This is a genomic window from Anaerobacillus sp. ABD4_527 (assembly GCF_056160805.1).
In genome coordinates this window covers 77,367-91,438 of record NZ_JBSWXZ010000003.1, presented here as the reverse complement: position 1 = coordinate 91,438, position 14,072 = coordinate 77,367, and the positions used below count along the sequence as shown (strand labels likewise).

Annotated in this window: 11 protein-coding genes; 10 read left to right on the top strand and 1 reads right to left on the bottom strand. The window is 41.1% G+C overall.

What is annotated here, in order from left to right; genetic code table 11:
* Positions 1 to 78: 78 nt before the first annotated feature.
* From ACXAHI_RS17480 to ACXAHI_RS17435, 10 genes are all read left to right on the top strand, one after another.
* Positions 79 to 2,244, top strand: a complete 2,166-nt coding sequence (locus ACXAHI_RS17480; RefSeq protein WP_474850085.1) for a transglycosylase domain-containing protein — start codon at positions 79 to 81, stop codon at positions 2,242 to 2,244.
* 207 nt (positions 2,245 to 2,451) lie between these two features.
* Positions 2,452 to 3,492 (top strand): uroporphyrinogen decarboxylase, encoded by a 1,041-nt coding sequence (hemE, locus tag ACXAHI_RS17475; protein WP_474850083.1) that lies wholly within the window; start codon positions 2,452 to 2,454, stop codon positions 3,490 to 3,492.
* 22 nt (positions 3,493 to 3,514) lie between these two features.
* On the top strand, positions 3,515 to 4,471 hold the full coding sequence (hemH, locus tag ACXAHI_RS17470) for a ferrochelatase (protein WP_474850081.1): 957 nt from the start codon (positions 3,515 to 3,517) through the stop codon (positions 4,469 to 4,471).
* Positions 4,464 to 5,876, top strand: a complete 1,413-nt coding sequence (gene hemY / locus ACXAHI_RS17465; protein WP_474850078.1) for a protoporphyrinogen oxidase — start codon at positions 4,464 to 4,466, stop codon at positions 5,874 to 5,876. Before hemH ends, hemY begins: the two co-directional genes overlap by 8 nt.
* 113 nt (positions 5,877 to 5,989) lie before the next feature.
* Complete coding sequence (locus tag ACXAHI_RS17460; protein ID WP_474850076.1) at positions 5,990 to 7,237, top strand: ATP-binding protein; 1,248 nt, start codon at positions 5,990 to 5,992, stop codon at positions 7,235 to 7,237.
* Positions 7,238 to 7,249: 12 nt separating this feature from the next.
* Positions 7,250 to 7,825, top strand: coding sequence for a TetR/AcrR family transcriptional regulator (locus ACXAHI_RS17455; RefSeq protein ID WP_270182462.1), 576 nt, complete (start codon positions 7,250 to 7,252; stop codon positions 7,823 to 7,825).
* A gap of 170 nt (positions 7,826 to 7,995) precedes the next feature.
* The gene (locus tag ACXAHI_RS17450) at positions 7,996 to 10,302 is read left to right on the top strand and encodes a YhgE/Pip family protein (protein WP_474850074.1); all 2,307 of its coding nucleotides are present in this window, start codon (positions 7,996 to 7,998) and stop codon (positions 10,300 to 10,302) included.
* Between the two features lie 167 nt (positions 10,303 to 10,469).
* Positions 10,470 to 11,609 carry an ABC transporter ATP-binding protein gene (locus ACXAHI_RS17445; protein ID WP_474850072.1) on the top strand — a complete coding sequence of 380 codons (1,140 nt, stop codon included), beginning with the start codon at positions 10,470 to 10,472 and terminating at the stop codon, positions 11,607 to 11,609.
* A complete protein-coding gene (locus ACXAHI_RS17440; protein WP_474850070.1) occupies positions 11,602 to 12,264 on the top strand; it encodes an ABC transporter permease in 663 nt (220 codons plus the stop codon). The genes ACXAHI_RS17445 and ACXAHI_RS17440 overlap by 8 nt, the downstream gene beginning before the upstream one ends.
* A 13-nt stretch (positions 12,265 to 12,277) precedes the next feature.
* Positions 12,278 to 13,177: an ABC transporter substrate-binding protein gene (locus ACXAHI_RS17435; RefSeq protein WP_474850068.1), complete on the top strand. Its 900-nt coding sequence runs from the start codon at positions 12,278 to 12,280 to the stop codon at positions 13,175 to 13,177.
* A gap of 68 nt (positions 13,178 to 13,245) precedes the next feature.
* Here ACXAHI_RS17435 and ACXAHI_RS17430 read toward each other — a convergent pair whose 3' ends face one another.
* The gene (locus tag ACXAHI_RS17430) at positions 13,246 to 13,974 is read right to left on the bottom strand and encodes an amino acid ABC transporter ATP-binding protein (protein WP_474850066.1); all 729 of its coding nucleotides are present in this window, start codon (positions 13,972 to 13,974) and stop codon (positions 13,246 to 13,248) included.
* Between the last annotated feature and the right edge of the window lie 98 nt (positions 13,975 to 14,072).

Genomic DNA, 14,072 nt, shown 5'->3' with positions numbered 1-14,072 from the left:
CAAATTATGATGTACAAAAAACATAGTCGGTGATGTAAGCTTAATTTTATTCGACTTGTAAGGAGGGTGCCGTACATAATGAAAAAGCTAGGTATAGGCTTGGTTGCAACGATTGCAGTGTTCCTAGTAGGACTGCTAGGGTATCTAGGCATTCTACTTGCAGGTAATTATGCGATCGATGAGAAAAAGCTTGTGATGAATTCAGCGACTAAGCTTGTAACACCTGAAGACGAGCTTATTACAAAGCTATATATTGAAAATAGAGATCCTGTATCGATCGAAGATATTCCAGAGCACGTACAAGAAGCTTTTATCGCGACGGAAGATAGTCGCTTTTATGATCATCATGGACTTGATATAAAAGCGATCGGTCGTGCGTTATATCGAGATATCTTAGCAGGCGCGAAAGTTGAAGGCGGTAGTACGATCACGCAACAGCTTGCCAAAAACGTCTTTTTAACAAACGATAAGTCTTGGTTAAGGAAAACAAAAGAAGCCGTGATTGCTATTAACCTCGAACGCAACTACAGCAAAGAGAAAATCTTAGAGATGTATTTGAATCAGATTTATTTTGGGCACGGTGCATATGGAATACAGTCCGCTTCTAAACTCTATTTCAATAAGAAGACGACTGAACTCAGCATAGAGGAAGGCGCGCTATTGGCAGGGCTTCCTAAAGCGCCTTCAAACTATTCCCCGATCGATCAGCCGGAGAAGAGTAAAGAAAGAAGAGACCTGATTCTATCCCTTATGGAGAAGCAAGACTATTTATCCGCTGAAAAAGCTGTTCGCTTACAAGGGAAAACGGTGGCGTTAGACATCGCAGAGGTCACGAAAGATCCATCGTTCTTAACTTACGTAGATATGACACTAGATGAAGCGAAAACGAAATATAACCTTTCAAATGAAGAAGTATTAAAGGGCGGATATAAAATCGTCGTCCCAATGGACGTCACGCTACAGAAATCCGCATACACGGAATTCCAGAATAAAGCGCTATTCCCAGGAAGCGATCCTAACACGCCTCCAGAAGGTGCTTTAACGATGATGGATATTAAAAGCGGTGGTGTACTTGCTGTTCAAGGAGGCAGGAACTATGTTCAAAAAGGGTTGAACCATGTGAATGCACGAAGACAGCCAGGCTCATCGTTTAAACCGATCGCCGTCTATGGACCAGCGCTCGATAAAAAAGAGTACGAGCCCTACACGCTTTTACAAGATAAAAAAGAAGAGTATAACGGCTATTCACCGTCTAATTACAATGGCCAATACTCAGGTGAGATGCCACTGTATGACGCCGTTAGAGTTTCTGCAAATGCGCCGGCGGTCTGGCTTTTAAACGAGATCGGGATTTCTTACGCAAAATCTTATCTAGAAAAAAGCGGCGTTTCGATTGAAGATCAAGATTTGAAGATCGCACTTGGCGGGATCGACAAGGGTGTTACTCCATTTGAAATGATGGAAGCCTATCGACCGTTTGCTTATGAAGGGGAAAGAGTAGAACCTTATTTTATTGAGAAGCTCTACGATCATGAAGGTGAACTTGTAGGTGAAGCAAAGCCTGAGAAAGAATCCGTTTATAAAAAGCAAACGGCTTGGTACATGACTCGCATTCTTGAAGGAGTTGTGAAGAACGGGACTGCCCAAAGTGGTAAGGTGAACACAGCTCTAGCAGGAAAAACAGGAACAACTTCATATGAAGGAGTAAAAGGTGGCGTAAGAGATGCCTGGTTTGTTGGTTACACACCTGAGATTGTAGGCTCCGTCTGGATGGGATATGACAGAACAACAAAGGATCAGTACCTCAAAGGCGGCAGCGAATATCCTGTACAGTTATTCAAAAAAGTAGTGAATGCTAGTGAAGCTAGTACTACGGCTTTTAAGAAACCTGAAGATGTAAAAGATATGGAGAAGCCTGTCAGCCTCCCTGAAATCAATGATTTAAAAGCTGATATCGACTTCTTATATGGTCTACCAGCAGTAACATTAAAATGGACGGCTTCTTCAGATGATCGAGTGGAGTATGTCATCTATGAAGTTAAAGACGGTAACAGAAAGAAGATTGATTCAGTGACAGGAAAAGGTGAATACACGAAGCATTCTGTTTCTTTCTTCGGCTCAGTATCGTATCAAGTCGTACCTGTTAATCCACTTACTGATCAAGAGGGAACACCTTCGAATGAAACATCGATTCGTTTATTTGATCGATTTATGGAGCGCGATGAGGAGGAGGAAGCAGGGTAGTAATCTACAAAAGAGGGTAATAATGTGATAATACCTCTTAATCGTGGTTTTCAGTGTGTTAAGGTAAGAAGTGTAAACGGCATCAAACAAGGACAATTTTATGACAGTTTATTTCAATGACTATACACGTAAGACTTGCACCGCTATAGTATGTAGGGATGCATAAATGAACGTTAAGCACTAAGAGTGTGGGAAAGGTGGACAACGATGAGTAAAGCGCCATTCAATGATCAATTTCTTCGCGCATGTCGCGGGGAGGAAACAGAATTTACGCCAGTCTGGTATATGAGACAAGCTGGACGTTATCAGGCTGAATATAGAAAGATTAGAGAAAAGTACTCTTTTCATGAAATGAATTTAAATCCAGAGGTTGCTGCGGAAGTAACAAGGTTTGCCGTTGAGCAGCTAGGTGTGGATGCAGCGATCCTATTTGCAGACATCATGACACCCCTTCCTTCAATCGGTGTCGATGTTGAAATTAAAAAAGGGATTGGCCCAGTGATCGACAACCCGATTCGTACCGTATCAGATATCGATCGACTTGGAGAGTTAGATCCCCTTAAAGATGTTCCGTATGTCATGGAAACCGTGAAGATGCTTCGTGAGGAATTATCTGTACCTTTGATCGGTTTCAGTGGTGCTCCTTTTACCGTAGCAAGTTATATGATCGAAGGCGGACCTTCTAAAAACTACTATAAAACGAAAGCGCTCATGTACTCAGATCCTGAAGCTTGGCACCGTCTGATGGATAAATTAGGAGATATGACGATCGCCTATCTTAAGGCTCAAGTTCAAGCTGGTGCTCAGGCGCTTCAATTGTTTGATTCTTGGGTTGGAGCTCTAAACGAAGCTGATTATAGAACGTACATAGCGCCAGTTATGAATCGTATCTTCTCTAGTTTGAGAGAGACCGGTGTTCCTCTTATCATCTTCGGGGTCGGAGCAAGCCATCTTATTCAAGAATGGAACAAGCTCCCTGTTGATGTGATTGGGATCGATTGGAGAATCACCATTAAGAATGCACGTGTTAAAGAGGGAATCACTAAACCTCTTATGGGGAACCTTGAACCAGCATTGCTTCTTGCGCCTTGGGATGTGATCGAAGAGCGTACAAAAGAAATCTTAGATCAAGGGATGCAGGATCCTGGGTTTATTTTCAACCTCGGTCATGGTGTATTCCCACAAGTTGAAGTTGAAACGTTGCAGCGATTAACTCGTTTTGTACACGAATATACAAGTAAGAAATAGGTAGGGGAACGGGAGGTAGAATATGCCGAAACGAACAATAGGTCTCCTTGTAATGGCTTATGGTACACCGCGGAACGAAGCGGAAATAGAACCATATTATACTCATATTCGAAGAGGGAAAAGGCCGACAGAGGACATGTTACAAGATCTAGTTGAACGGTATGAGGCAATCGGGGGCATTTCTCCGCTGTATGAGATTACGAAAGAACAATCTGAAAAGCTTGAGGTCAGGATGAATGAGCTTTTTGGTGAAGATATTACGTTTAAAAGTTATTTAGGACTTAAACATATTGAACCCTTCGTAGAAGATGCAGTGAAAAATATGCAAAAAGACGGAATTGAAGAAGCGATCAGCATCGTTCTTGCGCCACATTATTCGAGTTATAGTGTACAAGCTTATAATGATCGAGCGAATAAGGCTGCTGCAAAGCTTGGATTCCCGGATATCCACTGCATCGACGAATGGTACACAGAGCCAAAATTCATTCAATACTGGGTTGAGCAACTAAACTCATGTTTGAGGGAGCTAGATGACAAGGAGAAGAAAAAGACTGTCGTCATCTTTACTGCTAATAGCTTACCTGAGAAAGTATTGCAACACGGAGACCCTTATCCTTCCCAATTAGAAGAAACTGCAAGTCATATCGCTACAAGAGCGGGTATCCAAAATTATGCTGTTGCGTGGCAAAGTGAAGGAAATACGCCAGAACCTTGGATTGGTCCTGACGTTCAGGATTTAACGCGGGATCTATTTGAACAAGAAGGGTATACAGGGTTCATTTATTGCCCCGTTGGTTTCGTGGCAGATCATCTCGAAGTTCTTTATGATAACGATTATGAATGTAAGCAGGTAACGGATGAGCTAGGGGCTACCTATCATAGGCCTGATATGCCGAATGCACGAGACGAATTTATAGAGATATTAGCTTCTGTTGTGACAAAAGAATTAATAAAAAAGAAGATGATAAATCATGAATAATAAAGAAAATCGAATTGTGATAGTTGGCGGGGGTATCACTGGCTTAACTGCCGCGTACTATCTTCAGAAAGAAATGAATGAATCCGGCGAACCTTTTCAAATTACACTTCTAGAGGGCAGTGAACGTCTCGGAGGGAAGATTCATACAGATACAACCAATGGTTTTGTAATCGAGAGGGGCCCTGATTCATTTCTAGCAAGAAAGAAGAGTGCCTCGACATTAGCGAAAGAGGTAGGGCTAGAAGATCAGCTTGTACCTAACTCGACTGGTAATGCATTTATTTTAAACAATGATCAGCTCTATCCCATTCCTGGTGGATCTGTAATGGGAATACCAACAGAAGTAGCTCCGTTTGTTTCGACGCGTTTATTCAGCTTGAAAGGAAAACTAAGAGCAGCCCTCGATCTAGCACTTCCAAGGCGAGATAGTAATGGCGAGGACCAGTCATTAGGTCTTTTCTTTAGAAGAAGATTGGGTAATGAAGTCGTTGAAAATTTGATCGAACCATTATTATCAGGAATCTATGCTGGGAATATCGATAAATTGAGTCTGATGTCTACGTTTCCTCAATTCTATGAAGTTGAAAAGAAGCATCGTAGTTTAATATTAGGGATGAAGAAGACAACGCCAGCTTCTAGAAGAAAAACTGGTAAGAAGAAACCAGCATTTTTAACGATTAAATCAGGGCTGCAATCGCTAGTAAAGGCGATTGAAGATCACCTAACTGAAGTAGATATTAGGAAGAATACTAAAGTTGATTCGATTGAAAAAGATGGGGAGTCATATAAGCTTACAACGATGAGCGGTGAACAGATCGAGGCTGATGCTGTGATCGTTACGACTCCACATCAGCAAGTGACAAAGATGTTCAGGGGTCACGAGGAAGTGGCTCCCTTAGAAGATATGCCTTCAACAACGGTGGCAACAGTAGCCATGGCTTTTCCTGAAGAAGCCGTTAAGAAATCATTAGATGGTACAGGATTTGTCGTGTCTAGAAATGCCGATTATACGATTACGGCTTGCACGTGGACGCATCGAAAATGGCAGCATGCTGCACCGAAAGGGAAAGTCCTTCTAAGGTGCTACGTAGGCAGAGCGGGTGAGGAAGAAATCGTTGAGAAGAGCGATGAGGAAATTGTCCAAACCGTTCTTAATGATTTGAATCAAATCATGGAAATTGAAGGGCATCCAGAGTTCTACCGCATTACGAGATGGCGTCAGGCTATGCCCCAGTATGAAGTAGGACATAGAAACCGCTTTGAGGAAGTACAAACAGGATTAAGAAGTAAAATGCCTGGCGTCTTTCTCGCAGGTGCTTCCTATGGAGGAGTTGGGCTTCCTGATTGTATCGATCAAGGAGTCGAATCCGTAACATCAGTCGTTTCATACCTCGGCAAAAAGTAGATTCACCGATCGGTGAATCTTTTTTTGTGCGTATTTAGCAATCCATAAGATAGTCTCATCACCTCTCTAATGATAAAATGAAATGGCAACATATAGAAAAAGGAGACTTGGCAATGTTAGATATGGCAAGACCTCTACTTGTAAATATTGCGATGCTATTTTCAGTGCTATTTATCTGGAACATGGTCATGCCTTTTACACGGTCAAGGTCGTTAAGTTTAAAAGATAAATTCTTATACGGTGTGATTAGCTCCTTAATGGCCCTTTTGTGTATGTTATTTCCGTTAGAGAAATTCGGAGATACTGTATTTGACCTGCGGGTGATTCCTCTTATTCTAGTTACGTTATATGGAGGCCCAGTCCCAGGAGTCATATGTGCGGTCGTTATCTCGATCACTCGATTTTCCATGGGCGGGGAGTTCGCTTACGTAGGTGTCAGTTTAGCCATCATTGCATTTTTCTTAGCTTGGGGATATAGAGGCCTATTCGAAAGGTCGATCCAGAAATGGAATGTTATCTTAAAAGTAGGCATTATCTTTATCATTACTTATATATCGATCATCTTATGGTTAGTCAAACCATCAGAACCATACTTTTATCCGATCTATTTTCTATCTTTTGCAATCGCTTATTTTTTTATTTTCTATTTAACGGAGAAACTCGTTATCATTAACCTCCAGCTCGAGGAGACGGTCTATCTTGAAAAACTGTCTGTTGCTGGAAAAATGGCTGCTTCAATCGCCCATGAGATCAGAAATCCACTCACAACGGTTAGAGGTCTACTTCAATTTATTTCTACAGGTGCAGAAGATCAGCAGGTGAAAAAATATGCGCCACTGATGCTAGATGAAATTGATCGAACGAATAAAATCATTACCGATTACCTGACTCTCATCAAACCAACAAGGTTGGATCATGTTGAGGTCCACTTGAATAAAGTTGTCAGTGATACAATCGAGTTGACGTCAGTTCTAGGGGTTTACCATGCTGTTAAAATTTCTTATGAAGAGAACGGTGATTTCAGAATCTTAACCAACCCTCAAGAGATGAAACAGTGTTTGATCAATCTCATTAAGAATTCCATCGAAGCAATAGAGAAAGATGGACTGATCGAAATCTCTCTTCAGAATGGAACAAAGAGAAACACGGTTGATATTGTTATAAGTGACAATGGATCTGGCATGAGTGATGAAGAGCTGAAAAAAATCGGCCTTCCCTTTTACACAACGAAATCAAAAGGTACTGGGTTAGGCACAATGATAACAAATAGACTCATAAGAAATATGAATGGGAAAATATCGTATGAAAGTACGATTGGTTCGGGAACGACCGTAACGGTAACGCTCCCTACATTAAAATAAAGGGGGAGGACAATGGGATTTGACCGAAAGATAAGCATAATCAATGCTGCAGAGAAATCTTTTTCAATGTTTGGATATAAAGCAACAACGATGGACCAAGTAGCGAAAATAGCAAATGTGGGAAAAGGGACGATCTACACTTTTTTTAGAAATAAAGAAGAGCTTTTCAATGAGATCGTAAACCAGATGGTAAGTGAGATGAAAGAACTTGCTCAAACCTCCATTAATGAAGAGGATACGTTTTTTGAGAATCTTCATAGGGGATTGTTCGATGTACTCGAACACCGGAAGGAACATAAACTCGCAATTAAACTATCACAAGAAGTTCGAGAAATAGGAACACCAGCTGCTTTAGAAGCGCTCAATCTTGTAGAACAAGCGATCACGTCCTTTATTAAGCAAGAAATCGAGAGGGGAATACGGAACAATGAGATAAAAGAATGCGATCCTTCTCTCACTGCATTCCTGCTTTTCAAAATGTATATCGCTCTCGTTTTTGATTGGGAGAAGTCAAACCGTTCTTTAACAAAAGAAGAGATTGCCCACCATATCGAGTTATTCACAATGGAAGGGATTAAGAAGGTATAGAAGGGCTATTGCCTAAATAAAAAAAGGATGATATATTACTATCTGTGGTTAAAATGACTAAATTTTAATTTTGGTCAAAATGCAGTCGAGATAGTATAGATTGTTCTTTTTTTTAGTATTAATGACCAAATGACAAAATTGGTCATATAGACAACGGGAGGTCATCAACTATGAAATTTCGTCATCTCCGTTCTGAGTGGCGTGCATTGTTCACTAATAAGAAAATTCTCATACCTGTTTTAGCAGTCCTATTCATCCCTGTTTTATACAGTGGTATGTTTCTATGGGCATTCTGGGATCCGTATGAGAATCTCGATCAAATTCCTGTCGCTGTTGTAAATGAAGACAGCGGAGCTGATTTTGAAGGAGAGCACATTGAAATAGGAAATGATTTGATAGAAAAGTTGAGAGACGATCCACAATTCAAGTGGGACTTCGTTGATGAGGAAGTAGCGAATGAGGGTCTTGAGGATCAGACCTATTATATGAAGATTCAGATCCCGGAAGATTTCTCAGAACGATCAACGACAGTACTTGATGAACAGCCTGAAAAACTAAATCTAGAGTATGTGCCAAATGAAAGCTTTAACTTCCTCGCTGGGCAAATAGGTGGTACAGCTGTAGGTGAAATCAAGTCTCAAATCGCAAACAATATCACAGAGAATTATAGTGAACTTATTTTTGATACGTTTAGCGAGATTGCAGATGGTTTGTCAGATGCATCAGATGGTGCAGGAGATTTAGCTGATGGCTCTTCAGAATTAAAAGATGGAACAGCGAAGTTAAAAGCAAATTTAGCCGAGCTAAACAATGGATCGATCGAAATTACGAACGGCGTGAGTGAATTGCAAAATGGATCAGAGGAACTTGCAAATGGGTTAGACGAAGCGAGTCAAGGGTCCACTACTTTGTTAACAACATTAAAAGAAAGACAATCTAAAGTAAATGATTTAACTGTTGGTGCCAATCAGGTCAGTGATGGTGTGAAAAAGCTAAACGATGGTTTCAATGAATTTAAGTCAGCGCAAGAAAGCCTGCTTAGTGGAGTAAAACAAAGTCAACAAGGCATCGAACAAATTTTATCGAACCTCAAGAAAAAATCGTCAGAAGTGACCGCTTTAGGTACGACTGCTGAAAGCATAAAAGAACCGATTGTTAATGGTGGTCAAGGAGCTGCTCAAGTTTCAAAAGAGTTACAGGGCGTGATTCAAGGTATTCAATCAAATGATGCTTATACAGAAGAAGAGAAACAAGCGTTGATCAGTCAACTAAAGCCTATCGCAGAAAAATCTGCAGGCGCCGCTCAGTCCGTTAAGGATGGAGCTACAACGTTAGAAGCAGTTTCAAAGGGTGTTTCTTCAAGCATAAGTGAGATGAAAACGAGTCAATCAGAGCTTATTTCGGCACTAGAATCTATATATGATGGGCAAGTAAAGCTCGAACAAGGTCTCAATCAGTTTGGGACAGAGATAAATGATGCGAAAGAAAAGGTATCAAAACTTGAAGCCGGTGCTGCTCAAGTAGCTCAAGGAACAAGCGACGTGTCATCTGGTTGGCAAGACATGATTACAAATATAGGGAAACTCAATCGCGGTGTTGTTGAATTAACTGATGGGTCCGAGAAACTCGTAACCGGTTTGACCGATTTAGAAGGAGGAACGTCTGATTTAACAACAGGTGCAGGAAAGCTTCTAGAAGGGTCAAAGAAGGTAGATAGTGGTGCTGAGAAAGTAAGTGACGGATCGAGTGAACTTCATACAAAGTTAGATGAAGCTGCCAAAGAAACGTCTCAAACAAAAGCAGATGAAGAGACCTACAACATGTTTGCAGATCCAGTCGATGTAGAAAGTGATGCAACTTCTTCAGTTCCGAACTATGGAACAGGTTTCGCTCCATACTTCCTATCTCTCGGATTATTTGTAGGGGCTCTTCTAATGTCGATCGTCTTCCCGCTTCGAGAACCTGCTGCAAATCCCAAGTCTGCACTAGGATGGTTTATGAGTAAGTATGGAATTCTTCTTACAGTAGGTGTTATTCAAGCAGTGATTGCGGATGCCGTATTATTGTATGGACTAGGAATTGAAGTTAAGAGCGTACCGCTATTCATCATGTTTTCAATTGTTTCGAGTTTAACGTATATGGCGATGATTCAGTTCTTCGTGACGACGATGGGCGATCCTGGACGCTTTGTCGCTATTATTATATTGATTCTACAATTAACGACAAGTGCCGGTACATTCCCACTTGAGTTAATTCCAGAGAGTCTCCAAATCTTCAATTCATGGCTACCGATGACGTACACCGTTTCTGGACTAAAGGCAGTAATCTCTAGTGGGAATTTTGCATTTATGTGGGATAACGTATGGGTATTAGCCGGGTTCACTACTATTTTCATAGTTGGGACAATTGTATTTTTCTTCATGGAAATGAAAAAACGTAAAACTCAGAGGTTTGATGAACCTGCTGTAACGAAATAAAAGAAACTGAGCCTTCTCGATTACGAGAAGGCTCATTTCTTTGAATTATACTGCGAAAAAGGATAGAGTATTAGTAAGATTGTAATAGTATCGATTAGTTTGAAACGAGCACGTTAGGGTATTCACTTAGAATAGGAATTTTTGAGGAGGCAGGGTGAAGGGGAAGAATGATTACTTTTAAAAATGTTAGCAAACAATTTCCTGATGGAACAACTGCTTTAAAAGACATTAACTTACATATTGAAAAAGGGGAACTTTTGACCTTGATCGGTCCAAGTGGTTGTGGAAAAACAACGACTATGAAAATGATCAATCGGTTGATCGAGCCAACAGGAGGTCAGATCTACATAGACGGCATACAGATTGCCGAACAGGATCCAGTAGAGCTCAGACGAAGCATCGGGTACGTCATTCAACAAATTGGGCTACTACCGCATATGACGATTGCAGAGAACATATCGTTGATACCGAAGCTAAAGAAATGGGAGAAAAATAAAATAGATAAACGTGTTGATGAGTTATTGGACCTTGTTGGACTAGAACCTTCAACATTTCGCTCTCGTTATCCGCTAGAGTTAAGTGGAGGACAACAGCAGCGTGTTGGGGTTATCCGAGCATTAGCTGCAGAACCACCAATCATTCTGATGGACGAGCCTTTTAGTGCTCTCGATCCGATCAGCCGGGAACAGCTCCAAGATGAATTGATTAAGCTGCAAAAGGAGATACAAAAGACGATTGTTTTTGTAACTCATGATATGGACGAAGCAATGAAGATCGCTGACCGTATCGCGATCATGAAAGACGGCGAGATCCTCCAGCTCGATACTCCTGATCATATACTGCGCCACCCCAAAAACGAGTTTGTCCGAGACTTTGTTGGCGATGAAAGGATCGCTAAGGGAAAGACGCCTTCAGCTCGCGATTTGATGATCCGAAAAGTGGCTACTGTGAAAGATAGCCGAGGCCTAGCCGAGGCATTTCGATTAATGAAATCAGAACGCGTCGACAGTCTTGTCGTTACAGGTCCTGAACAAGTTTATCAGGGAGTGATTACACTTGAAGTGGTTCAAGAGCATTATGAGGATGACTCTAAGCGCATCATCGATGTGATGAGTAAACCTGAACCTGTTACGAGTGATACGGTTTACCCAGAAATCGCAAAACGGTTTGCTGAAGAGACACTGAAGATGATTCCAGTAGTGAATGAGAAAAAACTTGAAGGCGTTATTACGAATGGCAGTATGATGAGAGGGCTAGCCGGTCTCGATCAAGTAAGTCAGCGAAAGGAAGGTGCCCTAAATGAATGATCGAAATTTCTTTGTTTTGTTCATTGAAACCATTCAAGGCCGATGGGATGATATTCTAGTTGCTCTACAAGAACATCTCTTTCTATCGTTCATCTCGATCGTGATTGCAATCGTTATTTCAGTACCACTAGGCATCTTTATCTCTCGAAGGAAAAAACTTGCGGAACCGTTTATCGCAATTTCAGCGGTTTTTCAAACAGTACCAAGTTTAGCGCTCTTTGGTTTTTTAATTCCTTTCCTAGGAATTGGGAACACAACTGCAATCATCGCTTTGACGGTTTATGCGTTGCTCCCAATCTTGAGAAATACATACACTGGAATCACTTCAGTTGATCAATCTTCGATAGAAGCAGGTAGGGGTATGGGGATGACGAATCTTCAAATCCTTCAGAAAATCGAGATTCCTCTTTCTTTACCTGTTATTATGGCAGGTGTAAGAACTGCGACTGTATTGACGATTGGTGTTGCAACGTTAGCCACGTTCGTTGGCGCAGGAGGACTTGGAGACATCATCTATAGAGGGCTTACATCCAACAAGGATGAGCTTGTGTTAGCTGGTGCACTTCCAGCTACGATTCTAGCATTAGGGTTCGACTTGATCTTAAAGTTATTAGAAAATGCAGCAACTCCAAAAGGGATTAAAGCAAAAAAATAAAGGGGAGATTAATTTGAAGAAGTTTACTGTACTTATTATTGGCCTCGCTATGGTACTGGCTGCCTGCGGTAACGATAGCGGAAGTAGTGAGGATGATCCAATCGTCATTTCAGGGAAGCCATGGACAGAGCAATATATTTTACCGCACCTTATTGGTGAATACATAAAGGCGAATAGCGATTATGAAGTCGAGATCGATGAAGCTGTAGGTGAGGTAAGTGTTATCCATCAAGCTTTAGTTGATGGCGATGTGGACATGTATGTTGAGTACACGGGAACAGGGCTTGAAACGGTCTTAAAAGATACTGCTGATTCTAGTGAATCTGCCGATGAAATCTTTAATCGTGTTAAAGAAGGATACAAGGACGAATTCGACCTCGTTTGGCTTGAGCCACTAGGCTTTGAGAATGGTTATACCCTTGCGATCACACAAGAAACGAATAAGGACCTGAATGCTGAAACGTACTCAGACTTAATTCCAGTATCGAACGAAATGGTATTCGGAGGACCACACCCATTCTATGAACGTATTGATGGTTACGAAGCGATGGTAGAAACGTATGGATTTGATTTTAAAGAAACAGAAAGTCTTGATCCGAACATCATGTACGATGCATTGAATGAAGGGGAAGTAGATGTGATCCCTGCATTTACTACAGATGGTCGTATTGCCCGTTTTAACCTGGTGAGTACGGAAGATGATAAGAATTTCTTCCCGCCTTACTACGCTGCTCCTGTTGTAAGACAAGAAACGCTAGATTCTCATCCAGAGTTAGCTGATATTGTGAATGAACTAGCAGGAAAAATCTCTGAAGAAGAAATGTCTGAAATGAATGCCAAGGTCGATCTAGATGGTGAAGAACCAGAAGAGGTTGCGATGAACTTCTTGAAGGAAAAAGGCCTTATCGACTAATGGTGTAGCAATGAGCTAACATTATTTTCTACGTAAAAAACGTGCAGATCTCTGATCTGCACGTTTTTTTATAGTATTTTACTTAAGAATGCTTTTGTTCGTTCATTTTGTGGGTTTTGGAAGATTTCTTCAGGTACATTTTCTTCTACAATGTAGCCGCCGTCCATGAACAGTACTCGATCTCCAACTTCTCTTGCGAAGCCCATCTCGTGAGTGACGACTACCATCGTCATTCCTTCTTTTGCAAGCTGCTTCATAACCTCGAGCACTTCTCCAATCATTTCAGGGTCAAGCGCTGAAGTCGGTTCGTCAAACAACATGACGCTTGGTTCCATAGCTAGTGCTCTAGCGATAGCAACTCGTTGTTTTTGGCCACCAGAGAGTTCACCAGGGTAGCTGTTTGCCTTCTCCTTTAGCCCTACTTTTTGAAGCAGTTCCAAAGCTTGTTCTTTGGATTCTTGTTTGTTGTTTCCCTTTACTTTGATAGGAGCAACCGTGATATTTTCAAGAACAGTTTTGTGTGGAAAGAGATTAAAGTGCTGAAAGACCATCCCCACATCTTGCCTAACTTTATTGATTTTAGTCTTAGGATTAGCAATGTCATGACCATTCACGATTACGCTGCCACCTGTTATATCTTCTAATTTATTTAAACAACGAAGAAACGTACTTTTGCCCGACCCTGATGGGCCAACGACGCAGACGACTTCTTGTTCATTTATTTCAGTACTGATTTCTTTTAGAACTTCTAAATCACCGAACGATTTCTTTAAGTTTTTAACTTGAATGATACTCATGTAGTATAGCCCCTCTCGACAAAACTCTTTCTGCCTATTAGATACTGAAGAATAGACCTATTATACCAATTTTTATACTAGAAATAAAAGAAGCTCGC